General features: G+C 58.7%; 23 protein-coding genes and 2 pseudogenes. 11 read left to right on the top strand and 14 right to left on the bottom strand.

The genetic code is table 11. From position 1 onward, the window contains the following. Positions 1-256: 256 nt before the first annotated feature. A pseudogene (locus CCGE525_RS06510) lies at positions 257-1,167 on the top strand (DnaJ C-terminal domain-containing protein). A gap of 3 nt (positions 1,168-1,170) precedes the next feature. Then, entirely contained in the window at positions 1,171-1,503 is a 333-nt protein-coding gene (locus CCGE525_RS06505) for a chaperone modulator CbpM (RefSeq protein ID WP_120703576.1), read from the top strand. 107 nt (positions 1,504-1,610) lie between these two features. On the opposite strand, the gene CCGE525_RS06500 is transcribed toward CCGE525_RS06505, so the two are convergent. Beyond that, the gene (locus tag CCGE525_RS06500; protein ID WP_120703575.1) at positions 1,611-2,000 is read right to left on the bottom strand and encodes a DUF930 domain-containing protein; all 390 of its coding nucleotides are present in this window, start codon (positions 1,998-2,000) and stop codon (positions 1,611-1,613) included. Positions 2,001-2,492: 492 nt separating this feature from the next. On the opposite strand from CCGE525_RS06500, the pseudogene CCGE525_RS06495 reads away from it, so the two are divergent. Together CCGE525_RS06495 and CCGE525_RS06490 are read left to right on the top strand one after the other, a co-directional pair. Beyond that, a pseudogene (locus tag CCGE525_RS06495) lies at positions 2,493-4,585 on the top strand (S9 family peptidase). Positions 4,586-4,604: 19 nt separating this feature from the next. After that, positions 4,605-5,123, top strand: a complete 519-nt coding sequence (locus CCGE525_RS06490) for a DUF1697 domain-containing protein (RefSeq protein ID WP_120703574.1) — start codon at positions 4,605-4,607, stop codon at positions 5,121-5,123. Between the two features lie 94 nt (positions 5,124-5,217). On the opposite strand, the gene CCGE525_RS06485 is transcribed toward CCGE525_RS06490, so the two are convergent. Beyond that, the gene (locus CCGE525_RS06485) at positions 5,218-5,532 is read right to left on the bottom strand and encodes a type II toxin-antitoxin system RelE/ParE family toxin (protein WP_120703573.1); all 315 of its coding nucleotides are present in this window, start codon (positions 5,530-5,532) and stop codon (positions 5,218-5,220) included. A gap of 4 nt (positions 5,533-5,536) precedes the next feature. Continuing rightward, positions 5,537-5,797: a ribbon-helix-helix domain-containing protein gene (locus CCGE525_RS06480; protein ID WP_120706291.1), complete on the bottom strand. Its 261-nt coding sequence runs from the start codon at positions 5,795-5,797 to the stop codon at positions 5,537-5,539. A 107-nt stretch (positions 5,798-5,904) separates the two neighbouring features. Between CCGE525_RS06480 and CCGE525_RS06475 the strand changes: the two genes are divergently transcribed. Together CCGE525_RS06475 and CCGE525_RS06470 are read left to right on the top strand one after the other, a co-directional pair. Then, positions 5,905-7,413 carry a protein adenylyltransferase SelO gene (locus CCGE525_RS06475; RefSeq protein WP_120703572.1) on the top strand — a complete coding sequence of 503 codons (1,509 nt, stop codon included), beginning with the start codon at positions 5,905-5,907 and terminating at the stop codon, positions 7,411-7,413. Positions 7,414-7,486: 73 nt separating this feature from the next. Next, positions 7,487-8,014 carry a hypothetical protein gene (locus CCGE525_RS06470; protein ID WP_120703571.1) on the top strand — a complete coding sequence of 176 codons (528 nt, stop codon included), beginning with the start codon at positions 7,487-7,489 and terminating at the stop codon, positions 8,012-8,014. A gap of 90 nt (positions 8,015-8,104) precedes the next feature. Here the strand turns inward: CCGE525_RS06470 and bla are convergent, their stop codons facing one another. From bla to dmeR, 3 genes are all read right to left on the bottom strand, one after another. Continuing rightward, a complete protein-coding gene (bla, locus tag CCGE525_RS06465) occupies positions 8,105-9,133 on the bottom strand; it encodes a class A beta-lactamase (RefSeq protein ID WP_120703570.1) in 1,029 nt (342 codons plus the stop codon). Positions 9,134-9,218: 85 nt separating this feature from the next. Beyond that, a complete protein-coding gene (gene dmeF / locus CCGE525_RS06460) occupies positions 9,219-10,184 on the bottom strand; it encodes a CDF family Co(II)/Ni(II) efflux transporter DmeF (RefSeq protein ID WP_120703569.1) in 966 nt (321 codons plus the stop codon). A 36-nt stretch (positions 10,185-10,220) separates the two neighbouring features. After that, complete coding sequence (gene dmeR / locus CCGE525_RS06455) at positions 10,221-10,493, bottom strand: Ni(II)/Co(II)-sensing transcriptional repressor DmeR (protein WP_120703568.1); 273 nt, start codon at positions 10,491-10,493, stop codon at positions 10,221-10,223. Between the two features lie 320 nt (positions 10,494-10,813). Here dmeR and CCGE525_RS06450 point away from each other — a divergent pair, with 320 nt between their 5' ends. After that, positions 10,814-11,302: a GNAT family N-acetyltransferase gene (locus CCGE525_RS06450; protein WP_120703567.1), complete on the top strand. Its 489-nt coding sequence runs from the start codon at positions 10,814-10,816 to the stop codon at positions 11,300-11,302. 39 nt (positions 11,303-11,341) lie between these two features. On the opposite strand, the gene CCGE525_RS06445 is transcribed toward CCGE525_RS06450, so the two are convergent. Beyond that, positions 11,342-11,911 carry a C39 family peptidase gene (locus CCGE525_RS06445; RefSeq protein WP_245472133.1) on the bottom strand — a complete coding sequence of 190 codons (570 nt, stop codon included), beginning with the start codon at positions 11,909-11,911 and terminating at the stop codon, positions 11,342-11,344. 165 nt (positions 11,912-12,076) lie between these two features. On the opposite strand from CCGE525_RS06445, the gene CCGE525_RS06440 reads away from it, so the two are divergent. After that, positions 12,077-12,856 (top strand): class I SAM-dependent methyltransferase, encoded by a 780-nt coding sequence (locus CCGE525_RS06440; RefSeq protein WP_120703565.1) that lies wholly within the window; start codon positions 12,077-12,079, stop codon positions 12,854-12,856. Positions 12,857-12,972: 116 nt separating this feature from the next. On the opposite strand, the gene CCGE525_RS06435 is transcribed toward CCGE525_RS06440, so the two are convergent. From CCGE525_RS06435 to CCGE525_RS06425, 3 genes are all read right to left on the bottom strand, one after another. Beyond that, positions 12,973-13,887 (bottom strand): cytochrome c, encoded by a 915-nt coding sequence (locus CCGE525_RS06435; protein WP_120703564.1) that lies wholly within the window; start codon positions 13,885-13,887, stop codon positions 12,973-12,975. Between the two features lie 102 nt (positions 13,888-13,989). Then, a complete protein-coding gene (locus CCGE525_RS06430) occupies positions 13,990-14,433 on the bottom strand; it encodes a c-type cytochrome (protein WP_120703563.1) in 444 nt (147 codons plus the stop codon). A gap of 159 nt (positions 14,434-14,592) precedes the next feature. Next, positions 14,593-15,228 carry a LysE family translocator gene (locus tag CCGE525_RS06425; RefSeq protein WP_120703562.1) on the bottom strand — a complete coding sequence of 212 codons (636 nt, stop codon included), beginning with the start codon at positions 15,226-15,228 and terminating at the stop codon, positions 14,593-14,595. 128 nt (positions 15,229-15,356) lie between these two features. Here CCGE525_RS06425 and CCGE525_RS06420 point away from each other — a divergent pair, with 128 nt between their 5' ends. Continuing rightward, positions 15,357-16,058 (top strand): helix-turn-helix transcriptional regulator, encoded by a 702-nt coding sequence (locus CCGE525_RS06420; protein WP_120703561.1) that lies wholly within the window; start codon positions 15,357-15,359, stop codon positions 16,056-16,058. 32 nt (positions 16,059-16,090) lie between these two features. On the opposite strand, the gene CCGE525_RS06415 is transcribed toward CCGE525_RS06420, so the two are convergent. Beyond that, positions 16,091-16,873, bottom strand: a complete 783-nt coding sequence (locus tag CCGE525_RS06415) for an SDR family NAD(P)-dependent oxidoreductase (protein ID WP_120703560.1) — start codon at positions 16,871-16,873, stop codon at positions 16,091-16,093. Between the two features lie 164 nt (positions 16,874-17,037). Here CCGE525_RS06415 and CCGE525_RS06410 point away from each other — a divergent pair, with 164 nt between their 5' ends. Then, positions 17,038-17,934: an AraC family transcriptional regulator gene (locus CCGE525_RS06410; RefSeq protein ID WP_120703559.1), complete on the top strand. Its 897-nt coding sequence runs from the start codon at positions 17,038-17,040 to the stop codon at positions 17,932-17,934. A 9-nt stretch (positions 17,935-17,943) separates the two neighbouring features. On the opposite strand, the gene CCGE525_RS06405 is transcribed toward CCGE525_RS06410, so the two are convergent. The 3 genes from CCGE525_RS06405 to CCGE525_RS06395 all read right to left on the bottom strand — a co-directional run bounded on the left by CCGE525_RS06405 (position 17,944) and on the right by CCGE525_RS06395 (position 20,098). Next, a complete protein-coding gene (locus CCGE525_RS06405; RefSeq protein ID WP_120703558.1) occupies positions 17,944-18,444 on the bottom strand; it encodes an anthrone oxygenase family protein in 501 nt (166 codons plus the stop codon). Positions 18,445-18,508: 64 nt separating this feature from the next. After that, on the bottom strand, positions 18,509-19,384 hold the full coding sequence (locus CCGE525_RS06400; RefSeq protein WP_120703557.1) for a metallophosphoesterase: 876 nt from the start codon (positions 19,382-19,384) through the stop codon (positions 18,509-18,511). 111 nt (positions 19,385-19,495) lie between these two features. After that, complete coding sequence (locus CCGE525_RS06395; protein ID WP_120703556.1) at positions 19,496-20,098, bottom strand: superoxide dismutase; 603 nt, start codon at positions 20,096-20,098, stop codon at positions 19,496-19,498. A 255-nt stretch (positions 20,099-20,353) separates the two neighbouring features. On the opposite strand from CCGE525_RS06395, the gene CCGE525_RS06390 reads away from it, so the two are divergent. Beyond that, positions 20,354-21,001: an aspartate/glutamate racemase family protein gene (locus tag CCGE525_RS06390; protein WP_120703555.1), complete on the top strand. Its 648-nt coding sequence runs from the start codon at positions 20,354-20,356 to the stop codon at positions 20,999-21,001. Positions 21,002-21,122: the final 121 nt, after the last annotated feature.

The raw sequence follows: 21,122 nt of genomic DNA, 5'->3' as shown, positions 1-21,122 counted from the left end.
TTGGATCGAATGAAATGAAGTCTGGCGGAAATGGTGTGCAACTACCATAAGCCCCTTGCCGCCATGCCCGCAATCGTCCGGCAAGGCGACGGAAATATGGCAGCCTGCCCGTAACGCCGCCCTTTGCCCATCACAAATGCGCCAAGTCATTCTGCAGCAGTCGCATCCATGACATGCTATCATTTATGCTGCGATTGATCCGAGGCCAGCCCATCACTATCTGCGTATTTTTCTGTGCTCCCAAAGGGAAACATCTATGAGCCGTGATCCCTATGACATTCTGGGCGTGAAACGGGACGCCCCGCAAAAAGACATTCAAAGCGCCTATCGCAAGCTTGCGAAAAAACTTCACCCCGATCTCAACCCGGCGACAAACAGGCCGAGGACAAGTTCAAGGAAGTCTCAGCAGCCTACGGCATCCTCGGCGACGAGGAGAAGCGTGCGCGCTTCGATCGTGGCGAAATCGACAGCAGCGGTGCGGAGCAGCCGCCGCGCAGCTATTATCGCGACTACGCGACGACGGAGGGCCAGCGCGGCCCCTACCGCAACGCCGGTGGTTTCGCCGATTTCGGCGATACCGACGATATACTTTCCAGCTTCTTTTCACGTCGCAGCCGAGGCCAGTCCGGAATGCAGGGTCAGGATCGCCACTATTCCATGGAGGTCGACTTTCTCGACGCCATCAACGGCGCGAAAAAGCAGATAAGCCTGCCGGACGGACCGGCACTTGACGTGCAGATACCACCGGGAACCCGCGACGGGCAGACGCTGCGCCTGCGCGGCAAGGGCGAGCCGGGTTTTGGTGGCGGCGCGCATGGTGATGCCCTGATCGAGATACACGTGCGCCCGCACCGCTTCTTCGTTCGCGATGGCGACGACATCAGGCTAGAATTGCCGATTTCTCTCACGGAGGCGGTGCTCGGCGGCAAGATCCGTGTGCCCACGCCCTCTGGCCCGGTCACTGTCACGCTTCAGCCGAACTCCAACACTGGCAAGACCTTGCGGCTGAAGGGCAAGGGAGTGCCCAAGCGTGGCAAGGAAAGCGGCGACGCCTATGTTTCGTTGAAGATCGTGCTGCCGGACGCGCCGGATGCCGAGCTTGCAACCTTCGTTTCCGAATGGCAGGCCGGCAAAACGCATGATCCTAGAAAGACCATGGGAGGCTGAGCGATGAACGAGAGCGAATTTCGTTTGCGTCTCGAGATCGACAACACGGTACTGCAGGTCTGGATTGAGCAGGGCTGGCTCGTTCCCGAAACCACCGCGGGCGGCCGGGATTTTCGCGAAGCGGACCTGGCGCGCGGACAGCTGATCCTAGACCTGATCAACGCGATGGGCGTCAACGAGTCGGGCGTCGATCTGGTCATGGATCTCGTGGATCAGCTTCACGGGCTCAGGGCGACGCTACGCGACCTGACGGATGCCGTCTGTCACCAGAACCCTGATGTGCAGGAGCACATTCTCTCCGAACTCTATCGGCTGGAGCGCCAAGGGCGGCGCTGAAGCCATTCCGGGAAAAGTGTGAAGCGGTTCTCCTGCAGAAATTGCGAAGAAACAAAAAGATAGAGCGGTTCCGCGAATCCGTGAAAAGCTGAACCGCTGTTAAGGCATCAGTCGTAGAGATCATATTTCTGCCAGTTGTCGCGCGGCACCTTGTCGCCGATCTGGTAGCTCAGGTCGCGCACATGAACATGCTGCGAGCCGGTCGTGCACGTATAGGAGAGATGATACCAATCTCCCCCGCTGCGAAAGACTGCGCCGGGAGCATTCATCGAATCCGGAGCCATATCAGGGTCGCCGAACGTGTAGGCAATGACCTTGTCCGGCTTGTAGCCGGTCTTCTCGGTACCGATTCGTTTCATTGCTTCAGCATCGCAGGCCTGCTCCATCCGTTCGGAGGGATCGAGTTTTTGGAGTTGCTTTTTTATGGCTGCATCGACAGCAAAAGCGGAGGTCGCGATGGAAGCCAACGGCACAAGAATGGCAATGAATTTCAGCATGAAGACCGGTCCCTTGATTATTTCCGGGCTAGAGCACATCGCGATCTCTGGGATTCGCTCTTTGCGCTTTAGGCTCTTGATTTTGCGCATGTCGCTATCGCAGAACCGCTGCGCATTTTGCGCGACATGCTTTCGGCGGCGTCTGCTCCACCAGGGAAAGCGGCTCGAGCCGCCCTTCTTATCGACGCAATGTCAGCGGACTTCGTTAAAGAATGTGGTCACATCAAGGCAGCCCAGGCGCGTCTGCTTTCAGACGACATCACATAAAAGTGGACAGGGCGCGCCAGCTTCAAAAAGCTGGAGCATCCTTTGTGCGCTCAAATGAACACACGGCGCTCCAAGCGAGCTTTTGTGCCTTTATCAGCTTGATTGAAATTTAGCGTCATCCGCTTGCATGAGGCTTGAGCGGACATTGCCGCTTGAACGCCACGCCAGCGCCCTCTATCTCTTCTTCACCTCGTATCCGACTTTCATCCCGGAGAAAGCCTTCCAGTGTCTGCATTCAAGAACCTCCCCACCCCGCCTGCCGCTGCAAAAAAACCAGTCACGGACACGCGCCACGGCATCAGCCGCAGCGACGACTATGCCTGGCTGCGTGCCGATAATTGGCAGGCGATGTTCAAGGACACTTCGATCCTCGATTCCGAAATCCGCGCGCATCTGGAGGCCGAGAACGCCTATATGAATGCAGCCATGGCGGATACGAAAGAGCTGCAGAAGGTGCTCTTCGCCGAGATGAAGGGCCGCATCAAGGAGGATGACAGCTCGGTGCCGGTTAAGGATGGCCCTTATGCCTATGGCACGCTCTACGTCACCGGCGGCGAGCAGCCGCACTATTTCCGCGAGGCACGCGACGGCGGCGAGCGCAAGCTGCTTCTGAACGGTGACAAGGAAAACGAGGGGAAGTCCTATTTCCGGCTTTCCGGCATCGACCATTCCACCGACCATAGCCACGGCATCTGGGGCTATGACGACAAAGGCTCGGAATATTTCACGCTGAGGGTTCGCAACCTCGATACCGGCGAAGACCTTGCCGACATTATCGAGAATACCGGCGGCGGCGGTGTCTGGGCGCCTGACGGCAAGAGCTTCTTCTATACGCTGCAGGACGAGAATCACCGTCCTTCGAAGATCTTCCATCACGTCGTCGGCACGCCGCAATCGGAAGACCGTCTGGTCTATGAGGAAGAGGATTCCGGCTTCTTCATGGGCGTCGGCGGTTCATTGCTAGATGACTACATCTTCATCGACATCCACGATCACGAGACCAGCGAATACCGGATCATTCCGACCTCGGATCTGACGTCCGAGCCGAAGCTTGTGGCCGCGCGCAATACCGGCATCGAGTATGAAATGTCGGAAGGCGGCGATGTCTTCTACATCCTTACCAATGACGGCGATGCCAAGGATTTCAAGATCATGGAAACGCCGGTCGACAAACCGGGCAAGGAAAACTGGCGCGATGTCGTGGCGCACAAGCCAGGCACGCTGATCCTCAATCATATGGCCTATGCCCGCCATCTCACCTGGCTGGAACGCAAGGACGGCCTGCCTCGGATCATCATCCGCGACCGCCGCTCCGATGAAGAACATGCCATCGCCTTCGATGAGGAGGCCTATTCGCTCGGCCTGCAGGGGCGGCCGAATATGACACAGACGTTATCCGCTTCTCCTATTCCTCGATGACGACGCCGAGCCAGCTCTACGACTACAACATGGTGACGCGCGAGCGCACTTTGCTGAAGACGCAGGAAGTTCCGTCGGGTCATAATCCGGACGACTATGTCACCCGCCGCGTCTTCGCCCCCGCCTGGGACGGCGAACAGGTGCCGGTGACCCTGCTCTATCGCAAGGATACGCCGCTCGACGGCTCCGCGCCTTGCCTGCTCTACGGTTATGGCGCCTACGGCATCACCATTCCCGCCGGCTTCAACACCAATTGCCTGTCGCTCGCCGACCGCGGCTTCGTCTATGCCATCGCCCATATTCGCGGCGGCAAGGATAAGGGTTTTGCCTGGTACGAAGACGGCAAAATGGACAAGAAGACCAACACCTTTAAGGACTTCATCGCCGCAGCCGACTATTTGAATCAGGAGAAGTTCACCTCCTATGCGAAGATTATCGCCGAGGGTGGCTCGGCCGGCGGCATGCTGATGGGCGCCGTCGCCAATATGGCGCCGGAGAAATTCGCCGGCATCATCGCCGCCGTGCCCTTCGTCGACGTGCTCAACACCATGCTGGACGACACATTGCCGCTGACGCCCCCGGAATGGCCGGAATGGGGCAATCCGATCGACAGCAAGGAAGAATACGATCAGATCGCCGCCTATAGCCCCTATGACAATGTCGGCGAAAAGCCCTACCCTCCGATCCTCGCGCTTGGCGGCCTGACCGATCCGCGCGTCACCTATTGGGAACCGGCGAAATGGGTGGCCAAGCTGCGTGAGAAGACCACCGGCGATGCGCCTATCCTCCTGAAAACCAACATGGGTGCTGGCCATGGCGGCGCTTCGGGCCGCTTCCAGCGCCTGGAAGAAATCGCCTTCGAATACGGATTCGCCATCAAGGTCGCTGGCAAGATCTAGCAAACCTCTGGAGGAGCCCATGCCGGTCTATGTCGCCCTGTTGCGTGCCGTCAATGTCGGCGGCACCGGTGCGTTGTCGATGGCGGATTTGAAAGCGCTCTGCGAAGAGATCGGCTTCACCGATGTGAAGACCTATATCCAGAGTGGTAATGTGCTCTTTCAGTCCGACAAGGACGAGACAACGGTGCAAAAGCAGCTCGAAGAAGCGTTGGCGCTCAAGATGGGCAAATCGCCGGGCGTGATTCTGCGCAGCCGCCGACAACTGGAGGCTGCCGCAGAAGGTTCGCCCTTCCCGCACGCCAAACCGAACTATCTGCTCGTCAACTTCCTCCCAGAGCGTCCGCCGGCGGATGCTCTGGACAAGCTGGTCGCGCCTGGCGGCGAAGAGGTGCATATCGCTGGCAAAGAAATCTACGTTCACTATCCCGACGGCTCCGGACGCTCCAAAATGAAGCTGCCGACGCTGAAGGCCGGAACATCGCGAAACCTTAATACCGTGCGAAAACTGGCGGAGATGGCGCGGGAGATGGAAAGCTAGCTAAAGCGTGGCAGATCGGGCAACAATTTCAGGCCAACGCCAAGCAAGAAAGATTGCAGCAGAAGCGGCGCAATGAACGGCACCGCAACCGGATCTATAGTTGAGATCGCAACAGAGCTTCGTAATCCCGCCCGCCGGCAATCATGTTCGTGATACGCACTCGATCGCCCTCAACGACATAGAGAATCACGACGCTTCGTTCAAAAACGGCCATGCGCAAATTGATACCGATATCAGGACGCGCGACACCTCCAAACGGAGCATCTCCGATTTTTTCGCATCGTTCTCGAATGCGTCTGATATAGGAGAGCGCCGTTTGCCTGCTTTGCCTTCGATCAAGAACATAATTAAATATCGATCGCAGATCGGCCTGCGCCGCTCCACGGAACGCAACGGAATAACGTTTCATGGATTCACTGCTTTTCGGCAGCTAAGGAATCAATCCATTCATCCATATCTTCAAGGCTGATATCTGGTCTCGGATCATCCAGCGAGGCCTTTACTCGTGACCGGATCGCGGCGATCCTTTCCTCGTACTCTGCTTCCTCCCGCAGCCAAACCCGCATTGCCGCACGAAGGACCTCGCTCGTGGAGGCGTAAGCTCCGGCGTCGACGCGGCTCTTGATCGCGGCCACCATTTCGCTTGGAAGTGTGATGCTCAATTTTTCATTCATGTCGCATTCCCAAATCATGGGCCCAAATCACCGGTAGGATAAAGTAGGATATTATCCTACCCTCCACAAGCCTTGCGCCGCATCCTTGCCAGCCCTACCTTAGAGCTATGAGCTCATCTCTTCACGACAAGGCAGTGTTTGATGCGCTGCCGATACCGTTCGACAACAGCTATGTGCACCTGCCGCCACAGTTTTTTGCGGAACAGGCGCCTGCGCCGGTCGCGGCTCCGCGGCTGATCAAGTTCAATACGGCCTTAGCACGCGATCTAGGGTTAGATGCCGATGCGCTGGAACGGGATGGGGCGGCGATCTTTTCCGGGAACAAGCTCTTGCCGGGCTCCCAGCCGATCGCGATGGCCTATGCCGGCCATCAGTTCGGCGGTTTCGTGCCGCAACTCGGGGATGGCCGGGCGATCCTGCTCGGCGAAGTCATCGACCGCAGCGGCAGGCGTCGTGATATCCAGCTCAAGGGTGCCGGGCCCACGCCGTTTTCCCGGCGCGGCGACGGACGAGCCGCGCTCGGGCCGGTCCTGCGCGAATATATCGTCAGCGAAGCCATGCATGCGCTCGGCATTCCAACGACACGGGCACTGGCGGCGGTTACCACAGGCGAGCCTGTCTATCGTGAGGAAGTGCTGCCTGGTGCGGTTTTCACCCGCGTCGCGGCAAGCCATATCCGAGTCGGCACTTTCCAGTACTTCGCCGCGCGCGGCGATTCGGACAGTCTGCGCATCCTGGCAGACTATGTCGTCGACCGGCATTATTCGGAGATCAAGGACCGAAAAAACCGCTATCTCGCGCTCATGGAGGCCGTTGCGGAGCGACAGGCGGCCCTGATTGCCCGTTGGCTGCATGTCGGCTTCATTCATGGTGTGATGAACACCGACAACATGACCATTTCCGGCGAGACGATCGACTACGGCCCTTGCGCCTTTGTGGACACCTATAACTCGGCGACCGTCTTTTCCTCGATCGATCATCACGGCCGTTACGCCTATGCGAACCAGCCTGCAATCGGCCAATGGAATCTCGCACGGCTGGGCGAAACGCTGCTGTCATTGATCGACCCGTCGCTGGACACGGCCGTCGACCTGGCCAATGCAGTGATCAAGGACTATGGCGAGCGATTCCAGGCCCATTGGCTTACCGGCATGCGCGCCAAAATCGGCCTCGCAACCGAGGGAGATGACGATCTCGATCTGATCCAAGCGCTGCTGGCTCTGATGCAACAGCAGGGGGCGGATTTCACGCTGACTTTCCGGCGGCTCTCCAATCTCGCTGAAAGCGACGACGGCGAAGCCGCTTTTGCCACCAGTTTCAAGGATCCCGCCTCCGCTGCGCCATGGCTGGCGCGCTGGCGGGAGCGGATCAATCGTGAACCGAAATTGCCCATCGACCGTGCACGCGCGATGCGTGGGGTAAATCCTGCTTTCATCCCGCGCAACCATCGCATCGAACAGGCGATCGAAGCGGCGGTCGAGGATGAGGATTTTTCACTGTTCGAGGTGCTACTGAAAGTGCTTGCCAAGCCCTATGAGGACCAGCCGGCCTTCGCGCCCTATGCCGAGCCGCCACAGCCGGCGGAGCGGGTGCTGCAGACTTTCTGCGGAACGTAAGAGAGCCTTAGCACACAAGCCCCGGACAGGCTTGCGGAGTCATCGTCGCGCCAACCCACAGGGAGACATGACGATGAAAGTTCATCACAGCACCCAGAGTTTTTTCAGCAGCCCCATGAAAAGCCAGCAGAATACGAATTCCGACGACAGCACGGCGTTTATGCTGACTGACGACAGCGATAACCAGCAGAAGCAAGCACCGTCGGTTACGTCCAGCGGCACACCTTCCTCAATTTCATCCGCCTTTTGGCTCAGCCAGACCGGCCAAACGGCGCCTTCGACATCCGATGTGGACGCCGATCAGAATACCGGGGCGGCTCCCAGCATCAACGGTTCCGATTCGTCGAGCGATTCTTCGAGCCAGGATATCCAGGACGAATTCGCCAAGCTTGCGAACATGACGCCAGCAGAAAAGATTCGCGCCCAATACCTGGAGCAGCATCACTTGACGGAAGAGTCTTTCAGCAAGTTGCCCGCGGATGAGCAGAAGGCGATCAACGATGAGATCGCGAAACAAGTCAAGCAGCAGCTCGGCATCGATAGTAAGGCCGACGAGAGCGATGAAACCGATAGTGCCGCGGCTGCCTTATCCATCGCTTGAGCTTCCTCGAAACAACATGAAGGCGATACGGTCCTGATTCACATCAAGATCGTATTACCTTGATTTCATTTGTTATATTTCAAAATTCCACTATAGTTTCCCCACCATGCCCACGATAATCTTGCCGACCTCGGCGAAGACGGCCTCGATATCCTTTGCGGGTGCGGTTGCTTCGCCGACAAAGGTGGTGACGAGGATCGGGCCACGGTCGGTGGGCCAGATGACGGCAACGTCGGCATAGGAGCCATTCTGACCGGTGCCGGTCTTGTCGCCGACCTTCCATTCCTTCGGCAAGTCGGCTCGCAGGCGTGCGTTCCCAGTGGTGTTGTTGACCAACCAGATCGACAACTGATCGCGCGAAGTTTCCGATAACGTATTGCCGAGCGTCAAAAGCCCGATCGTATCCAGCATAGCATCAGGCGTCGTCGTGTCGCGCGGATCGCCCTTGATCGCCTGGTTGACGTCGGGTTCCTTGCGGTCGAGCCGGGTTTCCGTATCGCCGGTCGTGCGCAGCCAGGCCGTCAGCGCCGAAGGTCCCCCGAAGCTGTCTAGCAGGAGATTGCCGGCAGTGTTGTCGCTCAGCGTGATAGCCGCCCCACAGAGCTCGGCGATCGTCATGCCGTCGGTGCCGGCATGCTTTTCGGTCGCAGGCGAATAGGTGACGACCGCGTCGTTGCCATAAGTGACACGGCGGTCGAGCTTCTCTAAACCCTGATCGACACGGGCAAGCACGAAACCGACGGCGAGCGCTTTGTAGGTGCTGCACAACGCAAACCGCTCCCCCTCGCGGTAGCCGAGCGAAATGTTCGTTTCCGTATCCAGCACGGAAACGCCGAGACGGCCGCCTGTCTTCTTTTCCAGGTCCGCCAACTGCTTTTCAGCATCATCGGTCAACTGGGAATTGTCGGGACCTTGGTTATCATCCGAGCCTTGGCCGTTATCGGGTGCCGCAGAATTATCGTTCTGCGTATCAGACGCATTGGGCGCCGGGGCGGTCGTGTCGGGGCTCTTACTGGCGCTAGTACCCTGCGCAAAGAGGGCTTTTGGCGCAAATGCGAGAGCAGGCAAAAGCGGCACCGAGCCTGCCAAGAGGCGGCGGCGGGTAAGCAGTATGGGCATGCGGAAGCCTCCAGCAGAATCAAGCCGATTCTCAGCTAAGCGAGGAATATGGCAAGCCTCTGACACGCCCAGTTTCCAGACTACTTTATGCTGCCTTTTTGACCGTGACTTCAACTGTGACATGCGAAAGTTCATGGATATCGGCCAGCCGTGCCTTGTAGAAGGCAGGGTCGCGCGGTTCCGTCGTTATCACTGCGACGATTGCCGCATGATGGCCGGGACCGACCTGCCAGACATGCAGGTCGGTGATACGGTCGATATCCGTTTCGATCACCTCTCGAATCTCATCCGGCAGGTCCTCGCCCGGCGGGATGAAGTCGATCAGGATTGCACCTGAAGAATGCAAAAGGCTCCAGGACCATTGCAAGATCACCAGGCCGCCGACAATGCCCATCAGCGGATCGAGAAAGGTCCAGCCGAAGCGGCTGCCGAGCAAAAGCGCGACAATGGCCAGAACCGAGGTCATGGCGTCGGCGATAACATGGACATAGGCGGAGCGCAGATTGTTATCTTTGCCGCCATGATCATGGTGGTGATCGTGCCCATGATGATGATCATGTCCATGCGCGTGGGAATGCCCATGGTGGTGGTGATCATGATCGTCCCGCAGCAGCCAGGCGCTAACAATATTGACGAGGAGTCCGACGACGGCAATGGCGATCGCCTCGCGGAAATTGATCGCCACCGGATTCTCCAGTCGCACCAGGCTTTGCCATCCCATCAACAGCGCGATCATAGCGAGGATGATGGCGCTTGCGAAACCGGCGAGATCGCCGAATTTCCCGGTGCCGAAGGTGAAGCGCGCATTATGTGCATGGCGACGGGCATAGAGATAGGCTAGCGCTGAAATCAGCATGGCGCTGGCGTGCGTCGACATGTGCCAGCCATCGGCAACCAGCGCCATCGAGCCATACAGCGTGCCGGCGCCGATTTCGATCACCATCATCACGGTCGTCAGCGCGATGACCAGCCAGACGCGGCGTTCATTGCGGCTGTGACCGGCGCCCAGAAATACGTGACTATGCGTCAACGCATCCGAAGAAGTACTCATAACATCAGTCTCCAGTTGGATTTGCGAAGCCTCTGATCAGCGCAGATAGGTCTTCAGCACATCGGATATTTCGTCGACCGCCTGGCGGCGGGCCTGCTCGCTTTCGGCCTGGAGCACATGTTCCTGCAGATGATCTTCCAGGATCTCACCGGTCAGTCCCGTCAGGGCGCCGCGGATGGAAGCGAGAAGCTGCAGGATCTCCCCACAGGGCCGCTCAGCCTCCAGTGCTCGCTCCACCGCCTCCATCTGCCCCTTGAGGCGGCGGACGCGGGAAAGAAGCTTGGCTTGTTGATAGACGGTATGGGACATGTCGGCCTCATTTATAGTATAGGGGGGTATACTATAAATGTCGCTGGGAGCAAACCCGCTCTCAGCAAGCGCGGGTGCGATAGACTGACGCGTGCCTATTGCCTGCGCCGGACAGAGCATCGACTCTCCCCATTGACAAATCCGCCATTCCGGATCATGTATGCGCCCATGATCACGCACGCGCTCCATAATCGCTCGTATTTTTGGCTGTACCTGTAAGGGGCGGCCGAGACAGATCATATTGTCAACAAGCCGCCGTCAGGCGGCTTTGTTGTATCGGCAGCGTCCTGACGGCATATTGAAAAAAGGACGTAGAACCCATGCTGGACGATAGCGAAATCTCACTTCTCCGCCCGCCCGTCATCACCATCCGTCATGCGCATCCGCGCGATTTGCCGGAATTGAACGATATGATCCGGCTGCTCGCCGCCCATCACGGCGACCCTGCAGCCACGACACCGGAACAGCTCGAACGCGATCTCTTCGGCCCGGTACCATGGATCACGGCGCTGGTGGCGGAAGGCGAAAACGGGCTGATCGGCTACGCCATCCTCGTACCGCTCTACCGGGCGCAGGAAGGTCAACGCGGTATGGACTTGCATCATCTCTTCGTGCGCGACGGCCATCGCGGCCACGGCATCGGCCAGCATCTCGTCGACCGCGCTCGCGACGTCGCGCGCAAGGCTGGTTGCGGCTATCTCTCGGTCAGCGCTGCGACCGGCAATGTCCAGGCGCACCGCTTCTACGAACAAATGGATTTCAAGGCGCGCCCGGTCACCGGCATGCGCTACCTGCAGGCGCTTGCATGAGAGCGGTCCACGCCGGGATCGCCGTTGACTTTCCCGACGTCAGCGATCGATGGCGATCCCGCGCCCGGCAAAAAAGCGGTCGAATGTCTCCAGCGTGAGTTCGACATTTTCGCGCGTCGCAGTCTCATGCCCGGAGGGATTGTGAAAGCGGATCATATTTGCGCTGACCGCCGTCACCAAAACGAGATGCCCGCCCCTTCCCGGCGGCTCAGTCTCGGGCCAGCGAATGGAATGGTGGACCGACGCGATGAAGAACTCCGACTGCGCCAGGATATCGCCGATATCTGCGACGGAAATCCCGGTGACGACCCTGGCGTTCAGGCCGAACCGATCTTTGACGAAGGGAACGAAGGGCGCATAGATCAACCCTTTGATCTTGCCGTCCGGCTCTTCGACATAGCCGCCATATTCCTTGCATGCCAAGGCGAGATCGACGGTCGGCACGATTTCGCCCGTGCGCGCGGCAAGGATCATCTTCAGGCAGGCCATACCACAGCTATTGCCGGCCCAGCGAGCATATTCCTCGACGTTCGTCGCCCCCGAACCCGCCCAAAGCGGGTCTTTCAGCAAGGCGGATTGCGCACCCTCAGCCACCACCGCCAGCGTCATGTCAGGCGTTTCCCACTGGCTGAAATAAGGAACCCGTTGCGTCACCCTAGCGTCCACGACCACTCTCTCCCGTTGCCGAATCCCGAACCATTCCGGACTGTAAGCTTCACCCGAAATGCGCTAGAAAATGGCTCTTCGGCCTCGATCCGCAACTGGAGATACGCCTTGGAACAGCGATTCACATTCGATCGCATCGCAAGTCTGTACAACAATGCCCGTCCACTCTATCCGGATGCGCTCTTTGCGGACATCATCGCCCGCGCCGGCTTGAAGGCCGCGGATAGAATCCTTGAGATCGGTTGCGGCACGGGACAGGCGACGGAGGGGTTTGCCCACAGAAACCTGTCCGTCGTCGCGGTTGATCCAGGCGCAGAACTGATCGCAGTCGCAAGGCAAAGGCTGGCCGGATTTCCCCAGGTCCGTTTCATCCAGACCACCTTCGAAGCATGGCCGGGCAAACCTGGCGCCTTCAAGCTTGTGGCAGCGGCGCAATCGCTCCACTGGGTTTCGCCCGAATTGCGCTTTGCCAAGACTGCCATGCAGCTCGTGCCGGAGGGCACCCTTGCAGTCTTCGGCAATGTACCGATGCCGCCGAAGCCGCCGCTCGCCGAAAAATTTGCAAATATCTACGCTCGCCATGCGCCACAGCTCCTGGGGCCACCCGCGGAGGCATGGTATCTGCCCGACGGGCCATTCGCGGAGTTGCTGCTGCAATCAGAATATTTCGAAGCGCCGACGCAGCATTGCTATCGCTGGAGCCATTTGCACAGCGCTCAAAGCTACACCGACCTGCTGCGTACGCTCTCAGGACACCGGCTCTTACCGCATGAGCAACGGGAAGTACTTCTTTCCGAGATCGCCGATGCAATCACAGCCCATGGCGGCGAATTCGAGCTGCACTACGAAACGCATCTCTATCTCGCCAAGCGCTCGGGCGCGAGCTGAGCGACCTTCAGCTCGCCTTACCGGCAGCGCTCTCCGATAGCAAGTGCGGCCCATTGGGAACCAGATAGCGGCCTAAATTGCCACTTCTGGCTCTCTTCACTTCGTGACGACAGGTGTCACCGCGCCGGTACCGCCTTCAGATAGGCCGCGATCGCCTCGCGGTCCGAGGCCGGCAGGCGGGCGATGTTCTTCTGGACTTCCGCCATCGAGCCGCCGGCGGAATCGTACTCGGGGGTAAAGCCCGTCTCTAGGTAGTTGGCTATGTCGCCGGCGCTCCAGTTACCCATCTTCTTCGAGCCAGGGGTGATATCGGGGATACTGCCCTTGCCTTCCGGGTTCGGGGCACCGGCCAGCCACTGGTCCCTCAGAAAGCCGCCGAGCCCGTCGCGCGGGGTGTGGCATTCGCCGCAGTGGCCGGGACCTTCCACCAGATATTGGCCGCGTTTGATCTTGTCGTCGGCATTGGCGATGACTACGCGGGGCTGATCGTTGAAATAGAGGAACTTCCAGCCGCCGAGCGCCAGCCTGATATCGAAGGGGAACGGCAGCTCATGCGGCGGCGCGACGTTACTGCTCTTCGGCAAAGTCTTCAAGAAACCCCAGAGGTCATTGATGTCCTTGTCGCTCATGCGGGTGTAGGAACCATAGGGGAAAGCCGGATAGAGATGCTCGCCTTTCTTGCCGACGCCGCGCTTCATCGCATTGCCGAAATCCGCAAGCGTCCAACTGCCAAGGCCCGCATTTTCATCCGGAGAGATATTCGGGACATGAAACGTGCCGAAGGGGCTGTTCAGTGCCAGGCCACCCGACAGGACTAGTTTCGCATCGCCCTGAGCGCCCGGGGCGGCATGACAGCTCGTACATCCGCCGGCCCAGAACACCTGTTCGCCATTCTTGATATCGGGATCGCCCAAATTCGCCCAATGGCTGGCTGGCAAAGGCGATGGCGCGGTGACGACATAGAAGGTTGCGAAACCGATTATGACGAGGCCGACAAGGCAGAGCAGCCACCGGACAAATCGCGCAACCATGCCTCGCACTCCCTATGCTCGTCGAGAGATACTAAAATCCGCACCGGCAGCAAAGCCGATGCGGATGCTTAAATTGGTATTCCGTCGAAGCCGGCCTGCCGCTTAGTTCTTGGTGATGCGGTAGGCCTGATGACAGGCGCCGCAATTGCCACCGAGGGTCTTCAGCGTAGCGCCAACGCCAGCCTGGTCGGCCGGGAGCTGGGCGAGTGCGACCTCGGCGTCGCTGGAAAGCTTGTTGGCCTTCGCCTTGAAGTCATCGAAATTGTCCCAGAGCTTCGGATTGACTTCATCATCGCTCTTGTCGCTGTTCGGGCCGAAGTGGTCCGGGAAAGCCTTGGCGTTCTCGGCGATCGTCATCAGCGCGGCCTTGACGGCAGCGGCGTCGTAAGGCTTGTCGCCCTTGGCGATGGCGCCGAGAGCGCCGGCAGCGCCGCCGACCTTCTTCATCAACGCAATGCGGGAATCATGCGTGCCATCGGACGCAACGACGGAACCAAAAGCAACGCCGGCCAAGACCGTCGCAGCCACAATTGCTTTCCACTTCATATGTCTCTCCATACGTGATCTGGACCGCGAATGCGGCCGGCGCACTGTTACGGCGCACATATTTGCCGCTTTCCGCGCCGCCGATGAAGTCACAAAGTGGTGAGAGCTGAGCGAAATCAGCGTCATATTTAAGACATGTACCAGATTCCGCGCCGGAAATCACGCCGTCCTCCACCCCTCCCAGATGGTGAATACTGAGACCGCAAAAAGCAGCAGCCCGGCGGTGCGGCCGGCAAGGACGGTCGCGCCGGGATTGGCGATCAGCAGATCGCGGCTGCGGCCGGCGGTGACCGCAAGCCCGCCATAGACGGCAAACTGCGTCGCAATAGTCATGAGCCCCATGATAACAGCCTGTATCCAGATCGGGCCGTAGTCCGGCTTCAGAAACTGCGGATAGACTGCGAGCATGAAGAGATAGGCCTTGGGATTCATCAGGCAGGTAACCGCGCCTTGACGAAAAGCCCGCCAGGCCGAACGACTGCCGGCAGGTCCGTCGTGGCCGACGGTGATGGAGCTCCGCATCAGCGTGATACCGATGAAGGCCATGTAGGCGGCGCCCGCAACGAGCAGCGGATTGAAAAGGATCGGTACGAAATGCATCAGCAGACCGATGCCGAGCGCACCATTCAGCGAATGCACGGCGCCGCCGAGCATGATACCGCCGGTGGCCGCAAGACCGCGATTGCTGCCGCCGGTCAAGGAATTGGCGAGCACAAACAGCATGTCCATGCCCGGCACGATGATGATGCCGAAGAGGAGGAGAAAGAAGAGCCAGAGGTTTTCGCTGTAATTCATGTCAGTTGCCTATCGTTCCGTGCGAGCAACCCGCAGAGGAATGTGTTGCTTTTCAAGTCGATAGGCAGCTTTATAGATCAACCCAACTGACAGGGTATTGTCAGGAGCCTTTAAACCGCGAGGGTGAAATGCGCAAGGCGTCGCGCCTGTTCGAGATCATCCAGATCCTGCGCCTGGCGAAAAAGCCGGTGACGGCGGCTGTCATCGCCGAACGGCTGGAGGTGACGGTGCGTTCCGTCTATCGAGACATCGTTGCGTTGCAGGCGATGCGCGTGCCGATCGAAGGCGGGCGCGGCATCGGCTATATCCTACGCCCCGGCTTCGACTTGCCGCCCCTGATGTTTTCGATCGAGGAGATGGAAGCGATCGTGCTGTCGCTGGCGCTCTTGGAGCGCACCGGGGACAATGAGCTGAAACTCGCCGCCAAGCGCGTCAGCGCCAAGATCGCAGGCGCAGTGCCGCCGCCGCTCCGTCAGACGCTCGATGCCAATGCCTTGCATGCCTGGGGGTTTGCCGCGCCTTCGGCCGCCGCCATCGACCTCGCTCTGGTGCGCCGCGCCATCCGCGACGAGGAGAAACTCGATCTTGCCTACCGCGACGAGTTGGGCCGCGCCACCGAGCGTATCATCCGCCCGATCGCCCTCATCTATTATGCCGAAACCGCGAATATCGTCGCCTGGTGCGAGCTGCGCCAGGCGATCCGCAATTTCCGCAGCGACCGCATCGAAGGCTGCGAGGCGACGGGACTATGGTTCAAGGGCGAAGGAGATGGACTGAGGCAGATCTGGGTGAATGGCTGGCAAATAAACACCCCGGCCGCGACCGGCTGAGGTGCTGTGGTATATCCGGGAAACATCAGGCCTTAAAGGGCCATGCCGCCTGAGACTTCGATGCGCTGGCCATTGACCCAACGGTTGTCGTTCGACAACAGCGAAGCAATCATCGGACCGATATCGTCGGGAAGGCCAGCGCGTCCAAGCGCCGTCATGGACGCGACCATCTTGTTAACCTCTGGATTGTCGCGAACGATGCCACCGCTGAAATCCGTCTGGATCGCGCCCGGCGCCACCGTGTTGACGGCGATGCCGCGAGAGCCGAGCTCCTTGGCGAGGTATCGCGTCAGAACTTCAACCGCACCCTTCATAACAGCATAGGCCGACGAGCCTGGATTGCTGAAGCGGGCAAGGCCGGAGGAAATGTTGACGATGCGGCCGCCGTCCTGAATGAAAGGCAACAGCTTCTGCGTCAGGAAGTATACGCCCTTGAGATGGACGTTGTAGAGCTTGTCGAACTCTGCTTCCGTCGTTTCCGTGAAGGACGCGTGATGGGACGTGCCAGCATTGTTGACCAGAAAGTCGAAGCGATCGCGATCCCATTCCCGTCGCAGAGCTTGGCTGACTTCGGCAGCGAAACCGTCAAAGGAAGCAACGTCGCCGGCATCGAGTTGCAGTGCTACTGCCCTGCCGCCAAGCGCCTCGATTTCGCTGACGGCGCTATCGGCCTCTGCCTTATTTGAGTTATAGGTCAAGATGGTATCAACGCCGCGGCGGGCGAGATGAATGGCCGTATTTCGGCCGAGACCGCGGCTGCCGCCCGTAATGATTGCAATCTTTGTCTTTGATTTATCTAGATTTTCATTCGTCATTACCGCTCTCCAAGGAATGTTTGATGACAGGAATCTACCCCGCCGGGCCATCTCCTTGAATGCCGGAACTCTCGAATTTCTTGCCTATTCCTCCAACCGCCTTGCCGGGCACGATGACGCGGCTATGATAGCCGTAAAGCAGCAGCTTGCTCCGGAGAACGCAGATGTCGTCCGCTCTTAAAAATGCGCTCACGCAATTCATCGAGGCCAACGATAGCGACGACAGAGGGGTATTTTCGACCGGCATCGACGGCCTTTACATCATGCGTTCGACGGAATTGAAGATGCCGCATGCAATGGTCTACAAGCCGGCGCTTTGCGTCGTCGTCCAGGGTGCGAAGCAATTGATGCTGAACGACAGGCTGATCGACTATGGCGAGATGCAAGCCCTCATCATCAGCATCGAGCTGCCCGCGTCCGGCCGGGTGATCGAGGCAAGCGTGGAGAAGCCCTACATCGCCATCTCCCTCGAATTCGACGTCGGCGTGATGCGCGAGGTGATGGAGCAACTCGATGTGCCACCAAAGCCGACTGGCGGGACTGACCTCGGGATCTTTGTCGAGGACCTCAGCCAGCCTCTTGCCGAATGCCTGGTGCGATTGACCAGCCTATTGGCGACTCCGAGGGCTATTCCGGTGCTCTATCCGGCGATCATGCGGGAAATCTGTTTCTGGATGCTCACCGGCCCGAATGGCGGCGAAGTCTGCAAGCTTGTGCTTCCGGACAGCCAGACACGCCGTATTGCCGATGCCATCCACCTGCTGCGCGACAATTTCACCCAGCCGATGCGCATCGAACAGCTTGCCGCCGCCGCGCGCATGAGCCCCTCTTCGTTCCATCAGCATTTCAAAACGCTGACCTCGATGACGCCGCTGCAATATCAGAAGCAGATGCGGCTGCTGGAGGCCCGCCGCCTCATGGTCGCCGGCAGCGCCAATGTGGAGAATGCAGCCTATCAGGTCGGTTACGAAAGCGCTTCGCAGTTCAGCCGCGAATACACCCGCATGTTCGGCGCACCGCCGAAGCGAGATGTGGCGGAGATGCGGATCGCGGCGGAATAAGAACAGACGCTACAAAGCGACCGCGGTCACCAACAAAATAAAAGCCAGCAATCCCAGGGCAGCACGTGCGGCATGCGACCATTCCCAGCGGTCACGCAGCATGGTCCAGTCCGGTTTGCCGGCGGTCTGGCCGCCACCAAATGGATCCTGAGAGAAGAAACCCGCGCCCAACCCTTTTAGCTCGACATCTTTAAGCCAGAAATTATTGACCGGTTGTATCAGCAACCAAAAGACCGCGTGCATAACGACCATGGCAGCGAAGGCAGCAGCAAACAGCCAGAAGGCGACGGTATTGGCTGGCGTCAGAACTAGGAGAAGCAGAAGCAAAAGAACGCCTATCGGCTCGGTAACACCACCGATCGTAAATCCGGGATAATAGATCCGCTGAACCGTCAGATAGTCTTCTTTCGATAGTCGCATCTTGCCTGGCAGCTCCAGTAAATGTGCCAGTGCCAGCGCCATAGCGACTGCGACGACTAAGATGGTCAAAATTTGCAATGTCGGAAACATCAGCTCCGCCTCACAGCAGCCTCCGTCCCTAAACTTTCAGCGGTACCGATCGTTCCCTATCGGCTTAAAAGATGCCGGAGGTCTCGTTAAGCGCCTGCAGCGCCAGTACCCTGCTTTCCTCACGTCCGAATCCTGCAATTTCCAGCCGGTCTTCGTACACCGAGACGATCGCATAGGCATTGCTGTCTTCGGTATCGACCATGCCTTTGAAATTGATGAAATAGATGCCGTCGACGACGCCGAAATTGCCAGCGTGATTGTGGCCGCTGAGATAGGCAACGACATGATCATGTTCGGCGAGCAACGCTAGCATACTGTCGCTGTCGAACGCGTTATGCGAATTCTCCGGGAAGATCGGATAGTGGTTCATAACGATCACCTTCTCGCCGGCAGCTTTTGCGTCCTGCAGCTTGGCGGCGAGCCAGGTATATTGCGCGTCGCTGACTGAGGCATTCCAGCGGTGCGGGTTCAGCGCGCCCGCGTCATGCAATGCCTTCATCAGCGCCTTAGCGTCGTCCCGGCGCGGATCGCCTTCCGGTGGCGCGAAGAGGCTGATCTCGTTGCCGTCAAGCGCAATGAAACGATAGCCGGCATGGGCGAAATCGTAATAGGCCGACGGCATACCGACGCGGTTTGCGACTTTCGTCAAATGCTCCGCCGCGACGGCAAAATCGTGATTGCCGAGCAGGAAATGTCGCGCATGCCGTAAGGTCTCGTAGACTGGCAAAACCAAATCGAAACTCTCCCAGCCGCCATCGATGATATCGCCAAGAGTGACGACGAAGGCTAGATCGTGCCGATTGAATTCCGCGATCGCCTCTTCAAGCTTGGCGAGGCTCTTCGCCGGGTAGCGATCAAGGGCAAGATTGGGTCCCAAGGCGGCATATTGCGGATCGGCGACGACACCGAAACGGAAGAGCGGAGTAGACGGAGACGGCATACAGCCTCCCTAGGGCTGGCAGGATGACAATCGAACAATATCAAACGACGGATATGAAAACACCCGACGCTGGGACAGCGCCGGGTGTAAACGCAAGCCTAGGCGGCAAACTTACTTCGTGGCGGCTTCGTAGCGTTCCAGGACGTAGTCCCAGTTGATCAGGCTGTCGATGAAGGCCTCGAGATATTTCGGACGCAGATTGCGGTAGTCGATGTAGTAGGAGTGTTCCCATACGTCGACGCCGAGGATCGGCGTGGCGCCATGAACGAGCGGATTTTCGCCGTTCGGGGTCTTGGAGATTTCGAGCTTGCCGTTCTTCACGGAAACCCAGGCCCAGCCGGAGCCGAACTGGGTGGCGCCGGCAGCGGCGAAATCGGCCTTGAACTTGTCATAGCCGCCGAGATCGGAGGCGAAGGCTGCTTCCAGCTTGCCCGGCAGCTTGTTGCCGCCGCCGCCCTTCTTCATCCACTTCCAGAAATGGATGTGGTTGTAGTGCTGGGCAGCATTGTTGAAGAGACCGGCATTGGTGCCGAAAGACTTCTTCACGATCTCTTCGAGAGAAAGATCGGCAAGACCCGCTTCGGCCGCCAGCTTATTGCCATTATCGACATAGGCCTTGTGGTGCTTGTCGTGGTGATACTCGAGAGTTTCACGCGACATGAAGGGGGAAAGCGCTTCGTAATCATAGGGAAGTTCAGGCAATTCGAAAGCCATGGTCATATCTCCTCTTGGCAATAGATTGCGTCGGCAGGTGATCGGGAACATAGGAGGGGACGCTGTGAAGGGCAACCGGCGGCGTGCCAAAAAATCATGAGGTCGAGGAAAATTTACCCTTGTTTGCGCTGCAATTTTTGCCACTGGTGACATCGGGACCGCAATGGTGAAAAAACGATCAAATCGAGCCATGGTGAAACGCCGGCAGAGCCGTTAGGATTCCCAGCCATATCACTCGATTTTCAAAGAATACCCATGCTCATCGCCTGCCTGCATACCGCCGAAAGCAATATCGCCATCTATGAAGATGCCGCAAAGCAGCTGGGCCTTCCGGCCGGCTCTCTTCATCACCATGTCCGTGCCGATCTTCTTTTTGCCGCTGAACGGGCGGGCGGATTGACGCCGGACATCGAGGCGGAAACGGCTGCGGTCCTCCAGCGTCTTGCGCAGGATGCCGATGCCATTGTGCTCAACTGCTCCACCCTCGGCCCCGCGGCATTGCTCGCGGGTAAATCCGCGGTCCCGATTGTCAGAGCAGACGGTGTGCTCGCGGAAAACGCCGTGAAGGCCGGCGGCAAAGTCACTGTTCTCTGTACCACCGAGACGACCGTCGCCCCAACCACCCAACTATTCAAAGAGGCGGCCAAGACCACAGGCGCCGAGATTGAGATTCGCCTGATCGACCGCGCATGGGTACTGTTCCGGGCCGGTGAACAGGAAGTTTATCTGGCGCGTATCGCCGAGGCGGCGGAGGCAGCCTATCGTGAAGGGGCCAAGACGGTAGTCTTCGCGCAGGCATCGATGACCGGTGCGGCGGCACTGTTGGGTGACGAATATGCGCGGCCGATGAGCGGTCCGACGGCAGCATTGCAGGCGGCAATGACGGCAATAAGCGCAAGCTGAACCAGGACACAGCCCAGACTTGCGGTTTCAACATGGATTGACGACAGCATTAGTCATTGACAACCTACCAACTAGTAGGTTAATCATTCAGCCATCGGGAGCGAGGAAGCGTCCATAGCTC

This window comes from Rhizobium jaguaris (genome assembly GCF_003627755.1).
GTDB classification, from domain to species: Bacteria; Pseudomonadota; Alphaproteobacteria; order Rhizobiales; family Rhizobiaceae; genus Rhizobium; species Rhizobium jaguaris.
The sequence above is the reverse complement of the archived record's forward strand: the minus strand, read 5'-3'. Positions and strand labels throughout refer to the sequence as shown.